The sequence below is a fragment of the Pseudomonas sp. LB1P83 genome (assembly GCF_054897885.1).
Genome location: NZ_CM142709.1, coordinates 3,966,741 through 3,989,512, shown reverse-complemented (window position 1 = coordinate 3,989,512; position 22,772 = coordinate 3,966,741). Strand labels below are relative to the sequence as shown.

The 22,772-nt window shown below is 60.4% G+C and carries 24 protein-coding genes and 1 pseudogene; 14 read left to right on the top strand and 11 right to left on the bottom strand.

Going from position 1 to position 22,772, the window contains the following annotated elements; genetic code table 11:
• Positions 1–129 precede the first annotated feature (129 nt).
• On the bottom strand, positions 130–327 hold the full coding sequence (locus ACYZTY_RS18450; RefSeq protein WP_461954913.1) for a hypothetical protein: 198 nt from the start codon (positions 325–327) through the stop codon (positions 130–132).
• A 58-nt stretch (positions 328–385) separates the two neighbouring features.
• Here ACYZTY_RS18450 and ACYZTY_RS18445 point away from each other — a divergent pair, with 58 nt between their 5' ends.
• Positions 386–1,378, top strand: a complete 993-nt coding sequence (locus tag ACYZTY_RS18445) for a diaminopimelate epimerase (protein ID WP_461954912.1) — start codon at positions 386–388, stop codon at positions 1,376–1,378.
• Positions 1,379–1,652: 274 nt separating this feature from the next.
• Here ACYZTY_RS18445 and ACYZTY_RS18440 read toward each other — a convergent pair whose 3' ends face one another.
• From ACYZTY_RS18440 to ACYZTY_RS18415, 6 genes are all read right to left on the bottom strand, one after another.
• Entirely contained in the window at positions 1,653–1,934 is a 282-nt protein-coding gene (locus ACYZTY_RS18440) for a hypothetical protein (protein WP_461954911.1), read from the bottom strand.
• Between the two features lie 359 nt (positions 1,935–2,293).
• The gene (gene codA, locus ACYZTY_RS18435; RefSeq protein WP_461954910.1) at positions 2,294–3,541 is read right to left on the bottom strand and encodes a cytosine deaminase; all 1,248 of its coding nucleotides are present in this window, start codon (positions 3,539–3,541) and stop codon (positions 2,294–2,296) included.
• A 13-nt stretch (positions 3,542–3,554) separates the two neighbouring features.
• Positions 3,555–4,826 (bottom strand): cytosine permease, encoded by a 1,272-nt coding sequence (gene codB / locus ACYZTY_RS18430; RefSeq protein WP_461954909.1) that lies wholly within the window; start codon positions 4,824–4,826, stop codon positions 3,555–3,557.
• A 251-nt stretch (positions 4,827–5,077) separates the two neighbouring features.
• Entirely contained in the window at positions 5,078–5,911 is an 834-nt protein-coding gene (locus ACYZTY_RS18425; RefSeq protein ID WP_461954908.1) for an alpha/beta fold hydrolase, read from the bottom strand.
• A gap of 215 nt (positions 5,912–6,126) precedes the next feature.
• Positions 6,127–6,483 carry a 6-carboxytetrahydropterin synthase QueD gene (gene queD / locus ACYZTY_RS18420; protein ID WP_008152165.1) on the bottom strand — a complete coding sequence of 119 codons (357 nt, stop codon included), beginning with the start codon at positions 6,481–6,483 and terminating at the stop codon, positions 6,127–6,129.
• 85 nt (positions 6,484–6,568) lie between these two features.
• Entirely contained in the window at positions 6,569–7,648 is a 1,080-nt protein-coding gene (locus ACYZTY_RS18415) for a patatin-like phospholipase domain-containing protein (protein ID WP_461954907.1), read from the bottom strand.
• Positions 7,649–7,920: 272 nt separating this feature from the next.
• Between ACYZTY_RS18415 and ACYZTY_RS18410 the strand changes: the two genes are divergently transcribed.
• From ACYZTY_RS18410 to ACYZTY_RS18395, 4 genes are read left to right on the top strand one after another with little or no spacing between them, the layout of a single operon-like run.
• Positions 7,921–8,229 carry a PepSY domain-containing protein gene (locus ACYZTY_RS18410; protein ID WP_461954906.1) on the top strand — a complete coding sequence of 103 codons (309 nt, stop codon included), beginning with the start codon at positions 7,921–7,923 and terminating at the stop codon, positions 8,227–8,229.
• Positions 8,229–8,534: a PepSY domain-containing protein gene (locus ACYZTY_RS18405; protein WP_461954905.1), complete on the top strand. Its 306-nt coding sequence runs from the start codon at positions 8,229–8,231 to the stop codon at positions 8,532–8,534. The genes ACYZTY_RS18410 and ACYZTY_RS18405 overlap by 1 nt, the downstream gene beginning before the upstream one ends.
• Before the next feature lie 3 nt (positions 8,535–8,537).
• Positions 8,538–9,206 (top strand): response regulator transcription factor, encoded by a 669-nt coding sequence (locus ACYZTY_RS18400; RefSeq protein WP_461954904.1) that lies wholly within the window; start codon positions 8,538–8,540, stop codon positions 9,204–9,206.
• Positions 9,203–10,516 (top strand): sensor histidine kinase, encoded by a 1,314-nt coding sequence (locus ACYZTY_RS18395; RefSeq protein WP_461954903.1) that lies wholly within the window; start codon positions 9,203–9,205, stop codon positions 10,514–10,516. The genes ACYZTY_RS18400 and ACYZTY_RS18395 overlap by 4 nt, the downstream gene beginning before the upstream one ends.
• Before the next feature lie 126 nt (positions 10,517–10,642).
• On the opposite strand, the gene ACYZTY_RS18390 is transcribed toward ACYZTY_RS18395, so the two are convergent.
• On the bottom strand, positions 10,643–12,790 hold the full coding sequence (locus ACYZTY_RS18390; protein ID WP_461954902.1) for a methyl-accepting chemotaxis protein: 2,148 nt from the start codon (positions 12,788–12,790) through the stop codon (positions 10,643–10,645).
• Positions 12,791–13,162: 372 nt separating this feature from the next.
• On the opposite strand from ACYZTY_RS18390, the gene ACYZTY_RS18385 reads away from it, so the two are divergent.
• The 3 genes and pseudogenes from ACYZTY_RS18385 (at position 13,163) to ACYZTY_RS18375 (ending at position 16,386) form a co-directional block, all read left to right on the top strand.
• The gene (locus ACYZTY_RS18385) at positions 13,163–14,479 is read left to right on the top strand and encodes a Na+/H+ antiporter family protein (protein WP_461959351.1); all 1,317 of its coding nucleotides are present in this window, start codon (positions 13,163–13,165) and stop codon (positions 14,477–14,479) included.
• A gap of 224 nt (positions 14,480–14,703) precedes the next feature.
• Positions 14,704–15,480, top strand: a pseudogene (locus ACYZTY_RS18380) (cache domain-containing protein); the annotation flags it as partial.
• An 84-nt stretch (positions 15,481–15,564) separates the two neighbouring features.
• Entirely contained in the window at positions 15,565–16,386 is an 822-nt protein-coding gene (locus ACYZTY_RS18375; RefSeq protein ID WP_461959350.1) for a methyl-accepting chemotaxis protein, read from the top strand.
• 125 nt (positions 16,387–16,511) lie between these two features.
• Here ACYZTY_RS18375 and ACYZTY_RS18370 read toward each other — a convergent pair whose 3' ends face one another.
• Positions 16,512–17,447, bottom strand: coding sequence for a LysR family transcriptional regulator (locus ACYZTY_RS18370; RefSeq protein ID WP_461954901.1), 936 nt, complete (start codon positions 17,445–17,447; stop codon positions 16,512–16,514).
• Between the two features lie 227 nt (positions 17,448–17,674).
• On the opposite strand from ACYZTY_RS18370, the gene ACYZTY_RS18365 reads away from it, so the two are divergent.
• From ACYZTY_RS18365 to ACYZTY_RS18355, 3 genes are all read left to right on the top strand, one after another.
• Positions 17,675–18,160 carry a DMT family transporter gene (locus ACYZTY_RS18365; RefSeq protein ID WP_461954900.1) on the top strand — a complete coding sequence of 162 codons (486 nt, stop codon included), beginning with the start codon at positions 17,675–17,677 and terminating at the stop codon, positions 18,158–18,160.
• Positions 18,160–18,615, top strand: a complete 456-nt coding sequence (locus tag ACYZTY_RS18360) for a DMT family transporter (RefSeq protein ID WP_461954899.1) — start codon at positions 18,160–18,162, stop codon at positions 18,613–18,615. The genes ACYZTY_RS18365 and ACYZTY_RS18360 overlap by 1 nt, the downstream gene beginning before the upstream one ends.
• 238 nt (positions 18,616–18,853) lie before the next feature.
• Complete coding sequence (locus tag ACYZTY_RS18355; RefSeq protein ID WP_461954898.1) at positions 18,854–19,021, top strand: metallothionein; 168 nt, start codon at positions 18,854–18,856, stop codon at positions 19,019–19,021.
• A 61-nt stretch (positions 19,022–19,082) separates the two neighbouring features.
• Here the strand turns inward: ACYZTY_RS18355 and ACYZTY_RS18350 are convergent, their stop codons facing one another.
• Positions 19,083–19,310: a DUF6555 family protein gene (locus ACYZTY_RS18350; RefSeq protein WP_010458578.1), complete on the bottom strand. Its 228-nt coding sequence runs from the start codon at positions 19,308–19,310 to the stop codon at positions 19,083–19,085.
• A 145-nt stretch (positions 19,311–19,455) separates the two neighbouring features.
• Here ACYZTY_RS18350 and ACYZTY_RS18345 point away from each other — a divergent pair, with 145 nt between their 5' ends.
• The 3 genes from ACYZTY_RS18345 (at position 19,456) to ACYZTY_RS18335 (ending at position 21,659) form a co-directional block, all read left to right on the top strand.
• Positions 19,456–20,241: an AraC family transcriptional regulator gene (locus ACYZTY_RS18345; RefSeq protein WP_461954897.1), complete on the top strand. Its 786-nt coding sequence runs from the start codon at positions 19,456–19,458 to the stop codon at positions 20,239–20,241.
• Between the two features lie 257 nt (positions 20,242–20,498).
• Positions 20,499–20,672, top strand: coding sequence for a DUF1427 family protein (locus ACYZTY_RS18340; RefSeq protein WP_010458583.1), 174 nt, complete (start codon positions 20,499–20,501; stop codon positions 20,670–20,672).
• Between the two features lie 30 nt (positions 20,673–20,702).
• Positions 20,703–21,659: a quinone oxidoreductase family protein gene (locus ACYZTY_RS18335; RefSeq protein ID WP_461954896.1), complete on the top strand. Its 957-nt coding sequence runs from the start codon at positions 20,703–20,705 to the stop codon at positions 21,657–21,659.
• A gap of 113 nt (positions 21,660–21,772) precedes the next feature.
• Here the strand turns inward: ACYZTY_RS18335 and ACYZTY_RS18330 are convergent, their stop codons facing one another.
• Entirely contained in the window at positions 21,773–22,759 is a 987-nt protein-coding gene (locus ACYZTY_RS18330) for a purine-nucleoside phosphorylase (RefSeq protein WP_461954895.1), read from the bottom strand.
• Positions 22,760–22,772 lie beyond the last annotated feature (13 nt).

The window sequence follows — 22,772 nt, the reverse complement described above, 5'->3', positions numbered from 1 at the left end:
CTTCATGGCTAGTCCAGACGTGCCTCAGGGCCGTGAATAAACAGCTTCACTCTGAGGCTGGCTCGAAGGATTGTCTGCTGTCATAAATGACAGGGGTTGTAGATGTATTCGCAATAAGATGTGACCGATCTATAGCGCAATGTCTAGAGGACCGCCTTGCTCGTGATCGCACAACGCCCCAAGTACCGGGTGTCGCACCTGCATCAGTTCGAACAGGCCCAAGGCTCGTAGCGCCGGCAACGCCTGGAGAATGTCCCGAGTCGCGGCCGTACGTCGATGCTCGGGCGTTTGCGGATCGATGTGCGTGACGCCGGAGCGGTATTTCATCGCTGGAGTTTGACGCCTACAGTACAGGCTCTTTTCAGGCTGACTTCAGGACCGATCCATGACGCCGTTCTACGATGCTCGAGGCAATATCTACGCGGTTATGGCGCCCGACGCCGTGCGCAGTGCCGGTATCGATTTGCCAGACCAGGCCAGCCATGCTGCGCAAATCCGTGAGTGCTGGGCGTTGGCGGCCATCGAGGCGTTCTGCAGTTGGGCGCCCGGTACACAACCGACCGGCAGCAAAGACCATCGCTGCGACGGGTTGTTGGTGGGGCCGTTTCAATCGTCGCCACCCTTTGATCTATTGATCGTCAATACCGACGGCACCCTGGCCGAGCGCAGTGGCAATGGGCTGACGATTTTTTCCCAGGCACTCAGCGCGCAAGGATTGATGCCCAAGGAGCAGGCGTGCCTGCTGCGGGTTCATCACGACAAGCGCGACGCGGACACGCCGGTGGAAACCTCGGTGAAACCCGCTGGGGTCGACGGCGTGCAAGGGTTCTGGCTGGATTTGGGCAAACCTTCTTTCGGGTCGCAAGCGGTGGGCGCGCACGAGGTTGAGCGCGTGACGCTGGATGATCGCGGAGTCAGCCATGTGCAGCCGTTGTCGGCGCTTGATCCGGCCTGGAACCGCAGCCAGTTTGTGCGCATCGGCAACCCGCATTGCGTGACGCTGCTAACGGATACTGCGGCGTTGCCGAGCAATGAGCAGATGCGTGAACCACCCTTGGCGCAGGGTTTATTGCGTATCGCCTACGCTGCGCCAGCCGGGGCAGGGCAGCCGTGTCCGGCGGGGGTGAATTTGCAATGGGCGATGCTTGAATCCGAAGGACGGGTCGTCGCGCGGGTGTTTGAGCGTGGAGAAGGGCCGACGGCGTCGTCGGGCACAAGTGCCAGTGCGGTGGCGTGTGCGGCATGGCGGGTGGGTTGGGTGGCTGCGGGTGAGGTGAAAGTGGTCATGCCGGGCGGCACGGCGCCGATTTTGTTGGAGGAGTTAGGGGGCGAATTGAGTCGGGTCAGGCTGTTTGGTATGGCTCGGTTGATGGGTTGAATTGAAGGCCGTCATCGCGGGCAAGCCCGCTCCCACAGGGGTCTGTGTCGTGCACAAATCCCTGTGGAAGTTGGCTTGTTTTTCGAAGGTCATAATGCCGAGCATGCTTAAAAGCTGGCAGAATACTTTCAATATATTTGCGCTGCTGGCCCTGCCAAATTTTTTCCTATCCTGAAAGTACAACAAGGCACAAGACTACAACGTTGAATCTTATGCCTATTGCACTTTTTAACTTACTATCTTAAATAGGTTGAAATCTAAGTTGAGAGTAGATTTATAGTTTTCCTCTGATGAGGCCTCCAAACGGTTCACGTGGTTTGGTTGTTTCCGGTTTTTTAATGGAGTATATAGCTGAATAATATAATACTTCACCTTCCTGTTCCCCCTCCAGAACCCTCCTTGTTGGGCGCTCTACAGTCGCTGATATCGAATCGAAGCTAAGGAGTTTTTCTATTCGATTAGTAAGGGTCGGGCCTCCGTCAAACCCACCCCAGATTTCTACTTGATTCCCTAAACCAATTTTATTGAGTTCTGCCTGCGCTTTTCCACTGTCCATGATCAAAATCCAATTTCATTAATGAAACCAAACTCTAGTTGATCGCTAAACTTGCTTTACCTGTAATAACTGACAGTTTTTTAGAGCGGTTTCGAATATTTATATCGTAAATTCAGCTATTGGCAGTTTTAGTTGATGAAAGTTCAGGGCCGCAAAGGCTTGATCACTTTTTCCTTAAGCTCTCGCCGGTCAAATGAAATATGGATGCCGAATAATTAGGACTTGAGATTGCGCCTTTCGTCGCTTCATTTGCAGTAGCTGTCAAACGCAAGCCCGTCCCCACAAGGATCTGTGCCGTTCGCAAATCTCTGTAGGAGCGAGGCTTGCCCGCGAAGAGGCCATCAAATTCAACAAAAATCTCAGCTCAAACCACCACTGAATTCCACCACCGGCATCGTCCGCTTCATCAACACCTTGCCATCGCGAACCGAATACAGCGGCAAGCCCTGACTGCGGATCACCTCGTAGTCACTGTCCGCCGACAGAATCAGCAAGTTCGCCGGCCGCCCGGCCTCCAGCCCGTACCGGTCTCCAAGGTTCATGGCCTTGGCACTGTTATCCGTGACCAGGTCCAGGGCACTTTGCAGGTTGCGGTAACCCAGCATGTGACAAATATGCAGCCCCGCTTCCAGCACCCGCAGAATGTTGCCGTTACCCAGCGGGTACCACGGGTCAACGATCGAGTCCTGGCCGAAACACACGTTCATCCCCGCTTCCAGCAACTCATTCACCCGGGTCACGCCGCGGCGTTTCGGGAAATTGTCGAAGCGCCCTTGCAGGTGAATGCTTTCAGTAGGGCACGAGACAAAGCTGATGCCTGAATGCCCGAGCAGACGGAAGAGTTTGGCGCAGTAGGCGTTGTCATAAGAACCCATGGCCGTGGTGTGGCTGGCGGTGACCCGCGAACCCATGTCACGGCTGCGGGCTTCTTCGGCCAGCACTTCCAGAAAGCGTGAATGCGGGTCGTCGGTTTCGTCGCAATGCACATCCACCAGGCAACCGGTGCGCTCGGCCAGGTCCATCAGAAACTTCACCGAACTGACGCCCTGGTCGCGGGTGTATTCGAAGTGCGGAATACCCCCGACCACATCGGCGCCCATGCTGATCGCTTCTTCCATCAGCTCTCGACCATTGCGATAGGACTCGATGCCTTCCTGCGGGAACGCGACGATTTGCATGTCGATCAGGTGACGGCTTTCCTCGCGCACTTCGAGCATCGCCTTGAGCGCGGTCAGTTGCGGATCGGTAACGTCGACATGGGTGCGCACATGCTGGATGCCGTGGGCGGCGAGGGTCTGGATGGTTTTCTGGGCGCGGGTCTTGGTGTCTTCTTCGGTGATGGTCACCTTGCGTTCGCCCCAGCACTCGATCCCTTCGAACAGCGTGCCGCTCATGTTCCAGCGCGGCTCGCCGGCGGTAAGGGTCGCGTCGAGGTGAATGTGTGGTTCGACGAAGGGCGGCACCACCAGATTACCGCCGGCGTCGAGGTCGTCGGGGCCCAGGGTCGGGGCTTCGGTCTGACGAGCGATGGTGCGGATCAGGCCGTTTTCCAGGTGCAATTCATGCAGGCCTTCTTGGTTGCGCAGGCGGGCGTTGATGATGTGCATCAGGCGAATCCTTTTATAGATCTTGTAATGGAGCTTCAGCGGCACGGGCACCCAGTAAGCGGGTCAATAGCACATACGTTAGCGCGGCAGCGGCAATCCCTACCAGTGGCGCGATCCAGTGCGAGCTGAACGCGGCGACGGTGCCGACGGCATAGGCGGTCAAACCGGGCCAGTTGAACGCCGGCAATCGAGCATCGGCCAGACGAGGATATTGACCACGATAGCGGAAGAAAAAATCCGCCATGATGACTCCGCCGATCGGCGGAATGACCGTGCCCAGCAGGATCAGATAAGGCACCAGCATGTCGTACATGCCCAGCAGTGCGAGCAATGTGCCAATGACCGCGCCGGCCAGGGTCACGGTTTTGCGACGACCGGTGCGCAACAGGTTGCAGCCGGCGACGGCAAAGTTGTAGATGGTGTTGTCCTGGGTGCTCCAGATATTGAGCAGCAACATGGCCATCGCGGCCATGGCGAAACCTTGCAACAGCAGCACTTCGACCACATCCGGTTGCTGGTAGGCGATGGCCCCGTAGGCGCCGATCATCACCATCAGGCCATTGCCGATGAAAAAGCCGATCAGGCTCGCCAGCACCGCGACTCGGGCGGAACGGGAGAAGCGCGTCCAGTTGGTCGCCTGGGTGGCGCCGCTGACGAAGGTGCCGAATACCAGGGTAATTGCGGTGGACCAGTCCAGCGCTCCGGTCGGGACCACCGCGAGCAGTCCATCGATTCCGCCGACTTTCACCGTGGCGACCCACATCGACAGCATCAGCAATACCATCATCGCCGGCACCGCAATGTACGAGAGGATTTCCAGCCCGCGATACCCGATATAGGCGGTTGCGCAAAAGGCCAGGCCGAACAGCACCATCAGGCCCAGAACGGCCCCCTCGCTCAATTCGAAATACTTGCCCAGCACCACCGCGGCCGTGGCCGTGCCCCAGGCGTACCAGCCAATCTGGGTGAAACCGAGGATCAAGTCGCTGAGCTTGCTGCCGACCTCACCGAAGCAAAAACGCCCCATCAATACCGAATTCAGGCCGCTTTTGAAAGCGATGTAACCCAGTCCTGCGGCATAGATCCCCAGCAGCAGATTGCCGACGATAATCACCGCCATCATCTCGCCAAAACTGAACGCCACGCCGAGCTTGCCGCCGGCGAACATGGTGGCCGTGAAGAAGGTGAAACCCAGCAGCACCATGGCCGTGGAGGCGAGGCCCTTGCGGGCATGCATCGGCACTTCGCTGAGGGGGTAGTCGTTACCGGGATCATTTTGCGTCATGTGGCGTTCCTTGCTGAATGGGGGACGCGGTAAGGGGTTGCAGTGGTCGTGCCAAGCGGGGATGGCTTAGTTATGTATAGACGAGCGCGGGCGTTAGGAGGGTGGTCGGCACGAAAGCAGTGCATCTGCAGGAACATGGAATCCATGTAGGAGCGAGCCTGCTCGCGATGAGGCCGGGCCAGTCAACAACGATGTTGAATGTCAGGCCGCTATCGCGAGCAGGCTCACTCCCACATGGGGATTCGTTTTCTTCAGGGGGATTGGATCAGGGGCAAAAACCTGAGCAGCGCCGCGACGATGGCTTCTGGCGCATCTTCCTGAACCAGATGCCCGGCATTGGGGACGGGGTGAAACTGCGACCCGGCAATCATCTGATGCAGCGCCCGTCCACGCTCGATGGGAATCCACTGATCATCCTCGCCCCACAGAATCTGCACCGGGCAACGCACCGTCGGGTACAGCCCTTCGACCTCGCGGGTATAACGCTCATCCATCTGCGCGATCTGCCGATAGAACGCCGCTTGCCCGGGATCGCCCAGCCACGGTTGCACATACGGGTCGAGTTCTTCATCGGGGATGTCGCGCTTGATCGCGCCGCGAATGTAGGCCGGCACGATCGCTCGTTGAATGTAATCGGGCAGTCCGCTGAACGCCGCTTCGTGCTGGCGTACGTGCTGCACGAACGGCGAACCCCACGGCGTCAGCGCCACCGGATCAATCAGCGTCAGGCTGCGGTAATCCTTGCCGTTGAGCAGGTGCGCGCGCAGCGCGGTGGCGCCGCCGAAGTCGTGAGCCACCACGTCCGGCCGCTCCAGGCCCCAGTGATCGAGCAAGTTCGCCAACAGCTCGTTCTGCACCCCCAGCGATACGTCGCCGGCGATTTTCTCGGATTGCCCATAGCCCAGCAGGTCGAAGTAATGCACCCGGTGGGTGGCGATGAAGTGCGCAGCGATGCGGTGCCACACGTAAGAGGAAAAGGGCGTGCCGTGCACAAACACCAACGGCGGGCCGTCGCCCCGGACGGCGTAGCGAACGGAGTGTCCGTTGAAGCGATAGGTCTGAGCCAGCGGCCAGTCAGTCCTCATGGGGATGTCCTCTTGGCGTGTTCGAGCCAAAAAGCATAGGCATAAAAAAACAGCCAATGAAGGCTGTTTTTTGTATCACTGACGAAACGCATCCCTATTGTAGGAGTGAGCCTGCTCGCGATAGCGGTGTATCAGTCAGGCATATGGCGACTGACACACCGCTATCGCGAGCAGGCTCGCTCCTACAGGGGGCTTGCGTTGTCTTTTAGAGCGGATTACTCGCCGTGATAGATGCAACCGCTGGTGCACGTCTCGTGGATACGGATCGCGCTCAGCTCCGGCAGCAGGGGCTTCAATTCTTTCCAGATAAACTTGGCCAGCACTTCGCTGGTCGGGTTTTCCAGGCCGGGAATGTCGTTCAGGTAGTTGTGGTCAAGGCGCTCGTAGAGCGGCTTGAAGATCGCCTTGATTTCCGAGAAGTCGCGGATCCAGCCGGTGTGCGGATCGAGGTCGCCGCTCAAGTGAATCGCCACTTTGAACGAGTGACCGTGCAGGCGGCCGCACTTGTGGCCTTCCGGTACGTGAGGCAGGCGGTGGGCGGATTCGAACGTAAACTCTTTGAAGATTTCCACAGTGATTTTCAGCTCTGTCAGGTGGCGATCGCCGCGGCGATGTGGGCAGGCGGCGAGTTTACCAGAGCGCTGGGCAAAACACTGACTAAAGGGTCAGCAAGCGCTCGCCGAGGCGACCATTGGCGACCAGTTCGAGGAACTCGTCACCCAGGCGACGGCTTTCGTCCATCGTCGCACGCCAGTATTTCTGCCGGCTCGGGGCATCGCCCATGAACCGCTTGAAGTCGTTGCGGTCCGGCAGCTTGCCGTAGGGCAGGCGCGCCAGATAGTCCTTCGACGGCGCCAGCAGCAGAACGTCCCGCAACCGCGCAGGGCAGGCACGGCGCCACGGCAGGGTCTTGTCGAACCAGCCGGGAATCACCCGATCGGTGAAGTGCGGATACAGCACGATGTCGTTGCCGCTGTAGGGCAGGTCGAGGTGATAGTCGAGCAGGCCGCCATCGCGGAACGTCCCGGCGCCGGCACCCGGCAGATCACGCACGCCTTCCATCACCATCGGGATCGAGCCCGAAGCGAGCAGGGCCTGGCGCAGGTTGCCGGCATTCAGCGCGACGAAGCGCGATGGGAAATCGTTGAGTGCATTGACCGGCGGAGCCTGGCGCGGGTCGTGGATGATCAGTCGCTCGAAGTGCCGCGACAGTCGCGCGCGACCGCGCAGGTTGTCCGCAATCACCGACGACAGGCCCAGCCCGAGGCGGCCGCGATGATCGTCCGCGAGCAGGCCGTGGCTTTTGACCACCATGATGTTCAGGCGGTAATGGGCATTGTCCAGAATCGACGCATCGCGACCGTCGAGCAGTTCATCGAGCATGCGCCGGGAGCTCTGGCTGATCTGCGCCATGGTCACGCCCTTGGCGAAATGCTGCTCGGTGTAGAGGTGACCGAGGCGGCGGATGCCTTCAGCGGCATCCGGCAGGCAGGCGCTGGCGAAGCGCCAGGAGCCCACCGAGGCACCGATCAGCGCGCGTTCGCGAGGCGCGGCCGGCAGCCATTCGCCAAACAACGCCAGGTCCAGACCTTGAATCCCCAAGGCTTTCGGCCCCCCGGCGGCACCCGGCAGCGTGCCGACATCAGCGGCGCTCAAGCCATTTTCACGGATGCGCGCAAAGGCACGGGGGCCGGCCTTGAGGGTCAGGGAAGGGAACTTGATGTGGATGGCGGTCATACCGGTCTCGATGTCTGGCAAGCGGGGGATTATAAACAGGTCAGGCAACGCCACAAATCCACTGTAGGAGTGAGCCTGCTCGCGATAGCGGTGGGTCAGTCGACTTCTTTATCCCTGATACACCGCTATCGCGAGCAGGCTCACTCCTACAGGTTTTGTGCAGGTTTGTGATATCGAGGTGCCACTCCTGATGATGGCAATTCAGTTTCAGTTAAGTTCAGCTCGCTAAGGTGCCCCCCGTACGCAACACATAAAAAACACGGAGACACCCCATGAAAATCCTGACTGCCCTGTTCACCGCGTCCATCATCGCCATGACCGCCAGCCTCGCCCACGCTCGTGACTTGGGCCCCGATGAAGCCCTGCGGCTGCGCGACGCTGGTACCATTGTGTCTTTCGAGAAGCTCAACGCCACCGCTCTGGCCAAACACCCCGGTTCCGATATCACCGAAACCGAGCTGGAAGAAGAGTACGGCAAGTACATTTACCAGGTTGAGCTGCGCGACCCACAAGGCATTGAGTGGGATCTGGAATTAGACGCTGTCAGCGGGCAGGTTCTCAAGGATCATCAGGATACGTAATGAAGGTGTTTTCGTTTTCACGCATGGCGCTGGTGCTTCTGGCGTTTTGTTCGGTCGTCATGGCCCGCGACCTGGATCAGGATGAAGCCCTGCGCTTGCGCCAGCAAGGCGTGATCCTGCCGCTGGAGCAGCTGCTGCAAAAGGCGCTGGACCTGTATCCCGGGTCCAAATTGCTGGAGGCCGAGCTTGAAGAAAAACACGACGTCTACATTTATGAAGTCGAGTTGCTGACCGCTGAAGGTGTGGTCCGTGAATTGGACCTCGACGCCGCCACTGGCCAGTTACTGAAAGACAAGGAAGATTGATCGATGCGTTTGCTTCTGGTGGAAGACCACGTGCCGCTGGCCGACGAATTGATGGCCGGCCTCAACCGGCAGGGCTATGCCGTGGACTGGCTGGCCGATGGCCGCGACGCGGTGTATCAGGGCAGCAGCGAACCGTATGACCTGATCATCCTCGACCTCGGCCTGCCGGGGTTGCCGGGGCTTGAGGTGCTGGCGCAATGGCGGGCCGGTGGTCTGGCGACGCCGGTGCTGATCCTCACGGCGCGCGGTTCCTGGGCCGAACGCATCGAAGGCCTTAAGGCCGGCGCCGACGATTACCTGACCAAACCGTTCCACCCCGAAGAGCTGCACCTGCGGGTTCAGGCGTTGTTGCGTCGCTCCCACGGCCAAGCCAACCAGCCGACGCTCAAGGCGGCAGGGCTGCACCTCGATGAAGGCCGTCAGTGCGTGATGCGCGACGGCGCCGACATCCAGCTGACCGCCGCTGAATTCCGCCTGCTGCGCTATTTCATGCTGCATCCCGAACAGATCCTTTCCAAAAGCCACCTCGCCGAACACCTCTACGACGGTGAGACCGAGCGCGACTCCAACGTGCTCGAAGTTCACGTCAACCACCTGCGGCGCAAGCTCGGGCGCAGCGTGATCGAAACCCGTCGCGGCCAGGGTTACCTGTTCGGCGGGCAAGCGCAGTGAGGTCGATTCAGCGCCGCTTGAGTCTGGGGCTGATCAGCGTAATGGTGGTCGTCGGCCTGGTGCTGGCGCAAACCAGTCTGTGGTTGTTCGAAATGGGGTTGCAACGCTACCTCGAAGACGGTTTGCGCAACGACAGTGAAAACCTGCTGGTGGCGCTGGTGCGCGGACCGCAGGGGCTGCAACTGGATGAACGGCATCTGTCGCCGGCCTATCAACGGCCGTTTTCCGGGCATTACTTTCGTATCGATTTTGCCGACAAACATTGGCGCTCCCGCTCGTTGTGGGATCAGGAACTGCCGCCACTCGACCATCCCGGGTTGCACAGCAACCTGCAACTGGGGCCTGAAGGCCAGCAATTGCTGGTGTTGCGTTCGGATTATCGGCGGCTCGGGCAATCGATTTCGATCAGCGTGGCGCAGGACTACACGCCGGTGCGCGAGAGCTTCCGGCGCATGCAACAGCTCGGTCTGGGCCTCGGGCTGGCGGGGTTGCTGCTGATTCTGCTGCTGCAACGGCTCACCGTGCGCCGCGCCTTGCGTCCACTGGAAAAGGCCCGTGAGCAAATCGCTCAGTTGCAGCAGGGCCAGCGCTCGCAACTCGATGATCAGGTGCCGGTGGAGCTGGAGCCGCTGGTGGCGCAGATCAACCATTTGCTCGCTCACACCGAGGACAGCCTCAAGCGTTCACGCAATGCCTTGGGCAACCTTGGGCATGCGCTGAAAACGCCATTGGCGGTGCTGCTGAGCGTGGCTTCAAGCGAGAAGCTCGACGCTCATCCCGAGTTGCGCAAGCTCCTCAAGGCGCAACTGGAACAGGTTCAGCAGCGACTCAATCGCGAACTCAACCGCGCCCGGTTGTCCGGCGATGCACTGCCGGGCGCTTTGTTTGATTGCGATGCTGAACTGCCGGGGCTGCTGGCAACGTTGAACATGATTCACGGCGAACACCTGAACCTGAGTTATCGCGCACCCTCGGGTTTGCAGCTGCCGTGGGATCGCGAGGATTTGCTGGAATTGCTGGGCAATCTCTTGGATAACGCCTGCAAATGGGCGGATGCCGAGGTGCGATTAAGCGTGGTCGAGACGGCTGAAGGGTTTGAGTTGAGCGTGGAAGATGATGGGCCGGGAATTCCCGAGGCGCAGCGTGATCAGGTGCTGAACCGGGGCACGCGGCTTGATGAACAGACCGACGGGCACGGGTTGGGGCTGGGGATTGTGCGCGACATTGTCGACACGTGGGGCGGGGTGATGAGGTTGGAAGAGAGCGAGTGGGGCGGCCTGAAAGTCGTCATCAAACTCCCCAAACGCTGAGTACCCCTGTAGGAGCGAGCCTGCTCGCGATAGCGGTGTATCAGTCGACATCTCTGTTGCTGACAGACCGCTATCGCGAGCAGGCTCACTCCTACATTGGATTTCTAGTGGATTTTCAGTTTCGGGTCACACGCGAAACTGATCCATCAAACTCTGCTGCTGATTCGCCAGGCTATTGAGCGACTGACTCACCCGCGCCGATTCATTCGCCTGCCCCGACAGCGACTCCGTCACATCCCGAATCGTCGCCACGTTGCTGTTGATCTCCTCGGCCACCGCGCTCTGCTCTTCAGCTGCGGACGCAATCTGCAGGTTCATGTCGCTGATCACCGTCACCGCCTCGCCAATCTGGCGCAGTGCCGTCACCGCTTGGCCCACCTGTTCGACGCTGCCCTGCGCCTGGCGATGGCTGTTGCTCATCGAACCGACCACCTCCTGTGTGCCACTCTGCAATTGCTCGATTACCAGACGGGTTTCTTCCACCGACTCCTGCGTGCGTCGCGCCAGATTGCGCACCTCATCGGCGACCACGGCAAACCCACGTCCGGCCTCACCGGCACGGGCAGCTTCGATGGCGGCGTTGAGCGCCAGCAGGTTGGTCTGCTCGGCGATGGCGCGAATCACTTCCAGGACCGAACCGATTTTCTCGCTGTTGGCCGCCAGGCCTTCGACTTGCACCATCGCCGCGCTCATGTCGGCGGCGAGGTTGTCGATGCTGGTGGTGGTTTGATCGATCACGGTCAGGCCCCGGCGAGTTGCCTGGTCGGCATCTTTCGCGGCCTGGGCGGCTTGCGCGGCACTGCGGGCGACGTCCTGGGCGGTGGCGCTCATTTCGTGTGACGCGGTGGCGACCTGATCGACCTGACGGTATTGCTGCTCCATTCCGGCGCTGGTCTGCGTGGCGATGGCGGAGGATTGGTCCGCCGTGCTGCGGGCGTCCTGCACTGAGCGTTTCACTTCGGCGATGATCGGTTGCAGTTTATCGAGGAAACGGTTGAACCAGCCGGCCAACTGGCCCAGTTCATCCTGCTTGTCGTAAGCCAGGCGCCGGGTCAGGTCACCTTCGCCGCTGGCGATGTCTTCGAGCATGTGCGCCACGCCGAGGATCGGTTTGGTCACGCTGCGCGCCATCAGCCACACCAGCAGCAAACCGATCAACGCGGCCAGCACGCCGAGGCCAAGTTCAACCAGAGTGCCGCTTCTGTTGCTGTCATCGAGCTGGTTTTTCAGAGCTTCGGCAGGGCCGACCAGGACTTTTTCCGGCACGTCGAGCAACACGCCCCAGGATTTTCCGCCGGGAATCGGCTGGAACGGCGACAGCACTTTCAGTTGCTGATTGCTGTGCAGGCTTTCGGTCTTGCTGCTGGTCGCGAGCATGCGAATCAGCTCGGCACCGTTGGTTTTGTCGACGGCGTCGAGGCGCTGGCTGAGTTTGCTGGCGTCCGGGCTGTAACCGGCCAGCAAGCCGACCGGACTGATAATGCTGACGCTGGTCTGGCCGTCATAGAGCTTTTTGCTCGCGCCCTGACTCATGGCCTGCAGGCTGTTGAGGTTGATGTCTACCGACAGCGAGGCGATGACTTTGCCGTTGACCATCAGCGGGAACACGATGCTGGTCATCAGCACGTTCTGGCCGTCGATCACATAGAAGTATGGTTCGATCACGCACGGTTTTAGCGTGGTGCGCGGGCAGGTGAACCAGGCGTTGGCCGGTTCGCCGCTGGGTCCGGCACTGGTGTCGGCCATGTCGCTTTCCGGCAGAGCCATCGACGTCACTTTACCTGGCGTCGGTTGCGACCAGTACAGGGCAAAGCGGCCCTTGTCATTGCTGCCCAGCTCAGCCTGGCCGGCGAACAGATCGTCCTTGCCGTCCAGCGCGTTGGCTTCGAACACCAGGGACAGACCAAGCAACTCCGGGTTGGCTTGCAGCGCCGACTTGACCTGACGGGTCAGGTCCTCACGCAGGTCGAAGGCATCCAGAAAACGCTTTTCCGCCTGATCGCGGAGGAACAGCACCTGACGCGAAAAGCCGTGGCCGTATTGATAGGCGTCCATGAACTGCTGACGAATCACCAGTGCCTGGTTTTCACCCTGGGATTCGATCCGGGCCTGAGCGGCTTCGGTCAGCATCTCCATGCTTGAGGCTTTCACCATCTCGGAGCTGTGCTCCATGCGATACAACGAAAGACCCACCAGCAGGGTCACGATGCCCGCCAGGCACAGCCCGGCCAGCAGGGTGATTTTCCATTGGATGGAAAGTTGTCTGAGCGACATGGAGAGACGTCCTTATTCGATATTTATCTGAGACTTTGCACTGTAACGGCTGCGAATTGGCTTTCTTTATCCGTACGCCCAAATAAGACATCACACAAAATCTGTAGCAGCTGCCGAAGGCTGCGTTCGGCTGCGTAGCAGTCGTAATCCCGGGCTGCACGGTGTATCTGACGGACCGCATTGCCTGATTTCACGACTGCTGCGCAGCCGAACGCAGCCTTCGGCAGCTGCTACAAGGGTCGAGTTCGCTTTGACAAGGCATTGATGCTGCGGCACAGTGCGCGCCCTCTAATAAAACCCATTCTTCAATCCGCTGGCGGCTCTTCGCAGACTGCCGGCTGAGCTCATTTCGCTTGCCCTGAGGTAACGATGATTAATGCTGTAATTGCCGCGGTCGGCGTCATGCTGGTTCTCAGCCTGTCCCGCGTGCACGTAGTGATCGCGCTGATTGTCGGCGCCCTGGTCGGCGGTTTGACTGGTGGCCTGGGCATCGACGCCACCCTGAAAGCGTTTAATAGCGGCCTCGGTGGCGGGGCGACGGTCGCGTTGTCTTACGCCTTGCTCGGCGCGTTCGCCGTGGCGATTGCCAAGTCCGGCCTGGCCCATGCGCTGGCGGATAAGGCGCTGCTGATGGTTGATCGCCAACACGCCAGCGGTGGCCGTCAGGTCAAGTGGCTGCTGATCGGTTTGCTCTGGGTGGTGGCCATCGCTTCGCAGAACATACTGCCGATACATATCGCCTTTATTCCGCTGCTGGTGCCGCCGCTTTTATATGTGCTGACCAAGCTGCAACTGGATCGGCGCTTGATCGCCTGCGTCATGACCTTCGGTCTGATCACGCCGTACATGTTCTTGCCAGTGGGCTTCGGCAACATTTTCTTGAATGAAATCCTGCTGGCCAACGTTGCCCGCAGCGGCGTCGACATCAGCGGCATCAACGTCACCCATGCCATGGGCATTCCGGCGTTGGGCATGGTCGTCGGCCTCGCGGCAGCGTTTATCAGCTACCGCAAGAAACGCGTCTACGACCTGGAAAAGATCGAGAAGGTCGAACAAGTCGCCGTGGAGTACAACCCGCTCAGCCTGATGGTCGCCGGCGTGGCCATCGCGGCGGCGTTCATCATTCAGCTGCTGCTGGACTCGATGATCATTGGTGCACTGGCGGGTTTCCTGATCTTCTCGGTGTCGGGCATTGTGAAGTGGCGCGACACCGACGACCTGTTCACCGAAGGCATGAAGATGATGGCGATGATCGGCTTCATCATGATCGCCGCTTCCGGGTTCGGCGAAGTGATCAAAGCCACCGGGCAGGTGCAAACGCTGGTGGAAACCTCCGCCTCGTGGATCGGCCACAGCAAAGCCATTGGCGCGTTGTTGATGCTGTTGGTGGGCCTATTGGTGACCATGGGCATCGGCTCGTCGTTTTCCACCGTACCGATTCTGGCGGTGATTTTCGTGCCGTTGTGCGTGCAGCTGGGTTTCAGCCCGATCGCGATCGTGTGCATCGTCGGCACGGCGGGCGCTCTGGGTGACGCCGGTTCTCCGGCTTCGGATTCGACACTGGGCCCGACCTCCGGCCTGAACGTCGACGGCCAGCACCACCACATCTGGGACACCGTGGTCCCGACCTTCCTGCACTACAACCTGCCGCTGCTGGCGTTCGGCTGGGTCGCCGCGATGGTCCTGTAACCCATTTCCCCCTGTGGGAGCGAGCCTTTGTGGTGAGGGGATTTATCCCCGTTGGACTGCGCAGCAGTCCCATTTTTGGGGCCGCTTCGCAGTCCAACGGGGATAAATCCCCTCGCCACAGGCCGCCCCCACAAGGGGACTCGTTGGTCCTGCGATTCAACTTTTGAGCTGGCGTGCCGTTAAAGCCTTTAACCACGCCAACAAAATCAAAAGAGTGAACCGTCATGCGCATGAGCCTGAAGGCTAAAGTCCTGTCCCTTGCCGTCCTCCCGGTGTTGCTCTTTGCGCTGGTCATCAGCCTGACCACGCTGTTCATTCTGCAGGAGCAGGCCCGCAAGGAAGTCGAGGAAACCCGCCAGCGCCTGCTCAGCGATGCAAAGGCCACCCTGCAAAGTTACGTCGCTGTGGCCATGACCACGATCAAACCGCTCTACGAGGCGGCCGCCCCTGGCGATGACGCGGCGCGGGCGCAGGTGATCAAGCTGCTGTCGAGCATCACCTACGGCAAGGACGGCTACTTCTTCGGCTACGACTCCAACACCGTGCGCCTGTTCAAGGCCAACAGTCCCGATGGCGTGGGCCAGAGCTTCAAGGACAACCGTGACCCGAACGGCGTCTACGTCAACCGCGACCTGGTGAAAGTCGCCAAAGACGGCACCCACTACCTGCAATACAGCTCGACACTGCCCGGCAATACCCAAGTGCTGGTGCCGAAACTGGGCTACACCGAATACCTGTCGAAGTGGGACATGGCGGTCGGTACGTCGGTGAACCTCGACGGTATCGAAGCGCAAGTCGCGCTGGTCGAGGCCAAGGTGCAGGAGCGGATGGAAGGCGTGGTGCTGACCATTGCCGGCCTCGCGGTGGTGATGTTGCTGGTGATTGCGGCGGTCGGGCTGCTGCTGGCCAATACCATTCTGCGTCCTCTGAACCTGATGAAAGCCAACCTCGATGACATCGCGGCGGGCGAGGGCGACCTGACCCGTCGCCTGACCATCAACAGCCAGGACGAACTCGGCGAACTGGCCGGCTCGTTCAACCGCTTCGTCGACAAGATCCACAGCCTGGTGCGCCAGATCACCGAAATGACTTCGCAATTGACCGGCCTGGTGAATCAGGTTTCCGATCAGGCCCAGCGCTCGGATCAGGCCATGGAGCGTCAGCGTCACGAGACCGATCAGGTCGCCACGGCGATCAACGAAATGTCGGCGGCCGCTCAGGAAGTGGCGAAAAGTGCGCAAAACGCGGCGGTCGCAGCCCAGCAAACCGACGAAGAAGGCCAGGCCGCCAAGCGTGTGGTGGCCGGCAGCATCGTGAAGATTCATGCGTTGGTGGACGACATTCGCAGCAGCGGCGTGTCCCTCGACAGCCTGCAAAAAGACGTGTCGTCGATTGTCAGCGTGCTGGGGGTGATCCGTTCGATTGCCGAACAGACCAACCTGTTGGCCCTGAACGCCGCGATCGAAGCCGCGCGCGCCGGTGAAGCGGGTCGCGGTTTTGCGGTGGTGGCTGACGAAGTGCGGGCGTTGGCCAGTCGCACGCAGATCAGTACTCAGGAAATCCAGGGCATGATCGACCGCTTGCAGGCCGGGACCCAATCGGCGGTGGAAGCGATGCGCCGTTCCAGCGAGGCGGGCGATGGCACGTCGGCCCAGGCCAATGAGGCCGGTGCATCGCTGGACACCATGGCCCAGTTGATCGGCACCATCAACTCGATGAACGCGCAAATCGCCAGCGCCGCTGAAGAGCAGACAGCCGTGGCCGAAGAGATCAACCGCAGCGTGCATCAAATCGCTGTGGCGGTGGACAACGTTGCTGACGAAACCCAACTCGGCGCGCAAACCTCACGCAGCCTCGCCGACCTCGGTCAGCGCCTGGGCAAACTGGTCGGACAGTTCCGAATCTGACACCCCGCAAACCCTGTAGGAGCGAGCCTGCTCGCGATAGCGGTCTGTCAATTACACAGATGTAACCTGTACCGCCGCTATCGCGAGCAGGCTCACTCCTACAAGGATTGCGGTGTTGACAGGTATTACGGTCTATCCCAGTAAGGCACCGCACCAAAGCATTCGACGAAGAAATCAATCACCGTCCGCACCTTTACCGACAACCGTCGGCTACCCGGCCACAGCACCGCAATCTGTTGCGGCTCAAGGCTGTTGGACACCTGATACGCCCCAAGCACCGGCACCAGCGTGCCGTTGCGCACCGCCTCCCCAATCAGCCACGACGGAAACATCACCAGCCCCAGGCCTTGTTCGGCGGCTTGAGTGAGTGTGTCGGCGTGGTTGCCGGTGATCGGCCCTTTGACTGAATAGGGCGTCCAGTCCTGCGGGTCCTTGCGGAAAAACCAGCGCTGCTGCCCGGTCACACCCTTGTAAGCCAGGCATTGATGCACCGCCAGCTCTTCGGGATGTTGCGGTGTGCCATGGCGTTTGAGGTAGGCCGGGCTGGCGGCCACCTGAAACCGGTGCGGCGCCAGAATTCGCGCCTGCATGCTCGAATCGTGCAGCGGGCCGATGCGAAACAGCAAGTCGGCGCCTTCCTGCAACGGGTCGACGTAGCTGTCGGTTTGCTGGATATCCAGTTGCAGTTTCGGATAGCGCTCGCATAGCTGGCCAAGCCACGGCGTCAGATGCCGTTGCCCGAAGACCACCGGCGCGTTGATCCGGACCAGCCCGCTGGGTTCGCTTTGCTGTTCCTGCAAGGCCTGCTCGGCTTCCTCCAGTTGCACCAGCACCAGCCGCGCGTGATGGCCGAGCATGCGTCCCGCTTCGGTGGGCGTGACGGCGCGCGTGTGTCGGTAAAGCAATTGCTGGTTCAGGGCCTGTTCCATCAACTGGATTTGCCGGGAAATCGAAGAGGGCGCCAGTCCCTCGCGGCGGGCGACTTCGGAAAAACTGCCATGGTCGAGCACCGCGACAAACAGCCGAAGTGCCTTGAATCCCAGCTCGTTGAGGCCGTGCATGATCCATCCTGCTGTGCGAATTACGCAAAAGTGTTGTCCGGATGCTCCCATTTATCGCAAAGGATCGCCAGCCGATAATGCGGCATACGTCCCCTGTAGGAGCGAAGCTTGCTCGCGAAGGCGTCGTACCAGTCGACATCTTCGTCGTCTGACACGCCGCCTTCGCGAGCAAGCTTCGCTCCTACGGGGGGGGCCGTGTTTCACCTGATAAATGGCAGGTTTTCCTTATGCAATCTCCTTCAATCGACATCGCTGCAGCGCCGGCGACCAAACCAGGACTGCGGCTGTTGCTGCTGCCACTGGTGATTCTCGCCGGCATGGGTCTTTCCGTGGAGGCCGGTTTGCTCGGGCCGCTCGGGGTTCAGGTCGGGCACCTATGGGCGACGTTGAGCATCTTCGGCGTCGGCTCGGCGATTCTGTTTTTACTGCTGTTGTTCAGCGGCAAGCAACAAGGTCCGGCGTTGAACACCTTGCCGCGCTGGCAGTTGATCGGTGGCTTTCTCGGGCCGATCTACGTGGTGGTGCTGACCCTGGCCACGCCGCACATCGGGATCGCGATGACGATGATCGCGATCCTCTCCGGGCAGGTCGGCAAAAGCGTGCTGATCGACCACTTCGGCTGGTTCGGCGCTACCCGCAAAAAGGTCAACGGTGAGCGTTGGCTGGCGTTGTTGCTGATTGTCGCGGCACTTGTTCTGATTGCTCGGGGTTGATGATGAATCTGATTATTTTGTTGGCCATGGTCGTGGCTGCCGGCGCGGTGTTGAGTGTCCAGGCGGCGATCAATGGGCGTCTGGGGGAAACCGTCGGGGTGTTGCGCAGCAGTTTGCTGACCTTCGCGGTGGGCGCAGTGGTTACCGGGTTGTTGATCCTGTTTTTCGAACCGGCCCATGCCGTGAGCCTGCTGGATGTGCCGAAATGGCAGCTCAGCGGCGCCTTGTTCGGCGTGGTCTACATGATGGTCATGGTCGGCGCGGTGCCGCGGGTCGGCACGGCGGTGGCGACCGTGGCCGTGATCGTCGGGCAGTTGGGGATGGGGATGTTGATCGACAACTTCGGCTGGCTGGGCAACCCGGCGATCGAGTTGTCGAGCAGCCGGATGCTGGCGATGGTGTGCCTGGCGCTGGCATTGCTGTTCATGTATCGCAGCAGCACACGGAGCGAGTAACGAGTCCCTGACTCGCCCTTGTAGCAGCTGCCGAGCAGCGCGAGGCTGCGTCCGAGGACAAAGTCCTCGCAAATCCTGTGCACGCGGTTTGCCTGAAACACCGCGGTGCTTGATTTTACGACTGCTTCGCAGCCGGACGCAGCCTCGCTAGCTCGGCAGCTGCTACAAGGGGTCCTACACTGGTGAGTGAGGTGCGAATTTTGTCGCACGCGACGACCACACCCATGGAGTCAGACTCATGATCGACAGTGAAAGTAAATGCGAATGCCCCAAATGCTCCTGCAAACTCGGCGAACACCCGATAGCGCGCCACGGCAAACACTATTGCTGCGAAGCGTGCGCCAAGCACCACGAAAATGGCGAAGAGTGTGCGGGCAAGGGCTGCAAGTGCGCGCATGCCAAGTAGTTCATCAATAAAGTGGAGCCACTCGGGCTCCACTTTTAATGTCTGGTCCCCCCTTGAATCCTCAGCCCGCCGGCCGCCAGGTCACGTTTTCGATACCGAATTTTTCCGCCAGCGGCTTGCTGGTTTTTTGCACCTTCTCTCGGCCAAAGCGAGGGATTCGTCCGACCCCCGCATCACAACTGGCCCAGTGCCAAGCCTCCGCGTTGTCCATTTTGTCCAGGCGGATAATGAAAGACTTTGGCGCGCCATGAAGGGTGTATTCAATGACGAAAAGTTTTGCGTTGTTCATAAAGCCCGTATTCCTCCCTGTGGTAATACAAGGATCGTCGGGGTTACGGAAAATTCATTCCGATTGTCAGACGGCGGCCGCCAGTGGCGACAAGGCCCGTGCGCCGTTACCATGCAATACCTGAAAACCCCAATGATCATTGCCCATGGCCCTTGCCGCCCCTCCAGACCTGAGTGACACCGATGTGCCCGTGCAACCACTGGCGCGTACGTACCCGCGCGGCATGTACGTCGAGCCGCACGAACATGTCTGGGGCCAATTGCTGTACGCGATGAGCGGGGTCATGTGGGTTGAAACGCCCCATGAGGCGCTGGTGGTGCCGCCGCAACGGGCGGTGTGGCTGCCGCCGGGCGTGCTGCACGGCATTCGTGTGGTCTCGGACCTGCAGATGCGCAACATCTACCTGCGGCCCTCATTGGCGGCCACCCTGGATGACAGCGTCCAGGTGATCGAAGTCGGCGGGCTGCTGCGTGAGCTGATCGTCGGGCTGGTGGAGCAGGGCGACGATGGGGCGCCCGAGTATTACGACGCGTTGGTCAGCCTGGCGCTGTTGGAGCTTAGGCGAGCCCGGCGTTCGCTGTTGAAAATCCCGTTGCCGGATGATTCCGACCGACGCCTGATGAACCTGTGTCAGGCGGTCATGGCCGCGCCCTCGCTGGACATTCCCTTCGAGCAACACGCGGAAAACGCCGGTGCCAGCGTGCGCACCCTGGCGCGGCTGTTCAAGGACGGCTTGGGCATGGGCTTCGCCGAATGGCGGCGGCAGGTGCAACTGGCGACTGCGGCGGCGGAGTTGATTCAGGGTGTGCCGGTCAGCACGATTGCCCGGGAACTGGGCTATTCGCCGAGCAGCTTCAGCGACATGTTCCGCCGGGAACTGGGTGTCGCGCCTTCGCAGTTTTGCGCGAGCCAACACCCTGTCCAGCCATAACGCAGACTTGTAGCAGCTGGCGAAGCCTGCGTTCGGCTGCGAAGCAGTCGTAAAACCTGCTTGCACGGTGTTCCTGATGGACCGCGTTGTCTGATTTCACGACTGCTGCGCAGCCGAACGCAGGCTTCGCCAGCTGCTACACAGCTCGCATTGCATCGTGCATCAGCGCCTTGGCCGATATTCAGAAGCACTTGGCCGATGCCCTTCGCCACCGCTCTCTAGACTTCAGGCATACCTAATTGCCCACGGAGTCTGCCATGAGCTACCTCATCTCGCTGGTCATCGGTCTGGGCGTCGGCTTGCTCTACGGCGCACTGGATTTTCGTTCTCCCGCACCACCGGCCATTGCCCTGGTGGGCCTGCTGGGCATGCTCGCCGGCGAAAAGTTGTGGCCCATGGGCCGGCAACTGGTGGCTGGCTGGGTCTCCTGAAACCCCTTCCTTGATGCGATGGAAACTCCCATGAAAGCACTGCAATTCGACAAGACCGGCGACCTTTCGGCCTTGCGCTATGTCGATGTTCCGACCCCCGTTCCCGGCGCCGATGAAGTGCTGGTCCAGATCAAGGCGGCGGGACTTAATCCCAGCGATGTGAAGAACGTGCTGGGGCGTTTTCCCTACACCACATTGCCGCGGATTCCCGGTCGGGATTTCGCGGGTGTGGTAGTTGGAGGGCCGCAAGCGTTGATCGGTCAGGAGGTCTGGGGCACCGGCCGTGAATTGGGTTTCTTTGCCGACGGTTCCCACGCGCAGTTCGTCAAACTGCCGGCCAATGGTGTGGCGCTCAAACCCACCCATCTGAGTTTCGCCCAGGCCGCCAGCCTCGGTGTGCCGTACACCACGGCGTGGGACGCGCTGGAGCGCAGCCTGGTGACGGCCGGAACGCGGCTGTTGGTGATCGGCGGCGGGGCGGTCGGCAGTGCCGCGTTGGCGTTGGCCAAGGTGCGTGGCGCTCAAGTACTGGCGGCGGCGCGGCGGCCCGAGCAGGTCAAGGATTTGCAGGCGCAGGGGTATCAGACGCTGCAACTGGATAAACCGGACGACTTGGGTGCGCAGGTGAATGCCGTGTATGCCGGCGGCGCCGACGTGATCTTCGACACCACCGGCTTCTGGCTACCGGCCTCGGTCCCGGCGCTGGCGACGTTCGGTCGCATCGCGATCATCGCTGCACCGGTAGACGGCATGGTGCAATTGCCGGCGCTGGCGTTGTATCGCAAGGGTGGCTCGGTGGTGGGGATCAATTCGTTGTTGTATGGCGTCCAGGCGTGTGCGGCGATGCTTGATCAGTTCGGCAAGTTCTTTGATCAGGGGTTGTTGCCGTTGCCGGAAGGGTTGTTTGAATCGCCGTTGGCAGACGGGTTGGAGCGGTATGCGGAGGTGAATCAGGGGGCTGGTGACAAGGTGATTTTGTTGCCGTAATCAATATTGATGTTGGATGTTCTGGCCTCTTCGCGGGCAAGCCTCGCTCCTACAGGGATTGCGCTTAACCTGTAGGAGCGAGGCTTGCCCGCGAAGGCGTCCTCAAGCCGGACTCAAGCCTCGGGAACACCGTTCTCCCACGCCGACCAGTTCTTCAAAATCTCCTGCACCAATGGATTCCCCGTCCGGTACAGGTTCTCCAGCGCCGGCACAAACCCGCCCTGATCCGCATACTTGAGCAGGTTATCCACTTCGCTCTGGCCCGGTGCCGGTCGATCAAAATCGGAGCCCGCGCGAACCACCGCCAGACGCTGCACATCCACCAACCCCTCGCGACTCGCCCGCAGCAGGGCTTCGTAGGTGGAGTTGTCTTCCTGTTGCGTCGTGCAGTACTCGCCTTTGTCGTCGGTCAGCAGCTTGGTCCAGACCTCCGCACGCTCACTTAATCGCGTCCCGGAAAACCAGGTGTTGCCCGCCAGCGTATCGCACTGGGTCACCACCGGCGGCTGATTGGCCGGGGCCGACGGGTACTTCTTGCGCCACGCCGCCGATTCCTTGCTCTCGCTCAGTTCAACGTTGCGAGTCAGGGCAAAAGCCTTGGCCTGCAACTTCGGATTGAGCTCGAAGACTTCGGTCTTGTAATCCAGCGGCGGCTTTTCGTTCGGCCCTTTGGTGTTGATGCCGATGTACCCGGTCGGCCAATCTTTCGGCGCGTCTCGCGAATCCAGTTCCCACTGGGTGCCGAATTCCACAAGGTAGTGCGCCCACGCGGCGATCCCGGCGATCAGGAAATAGCTTCTACGCAGGTCGAATGTTGGCGACAGGGCCAGGGCCAGTGTCGAAGCCGCGGCGTTGGTCTGGCCCATGCCGGTGACCATCAGGCACACCTGCGCCGTGTTGCAGCGAATGGTCGGGTACTCGGCGGACAGGCCCGGCACTCGAACTTCCTGCTTGAGTTCCAGGCGATCGATCCAGTTCTGTGCCTCGGGGGCGAACATGGTGATCAACATCACTTTTGGCTGGATCGGCGCTTCACTCGCCCAGGCAGTGGAAGAGAGCAGGGCGAAGCAGGTTAGGGAAATACGCGTCAATGCATTCATAAAACCTCCAGGT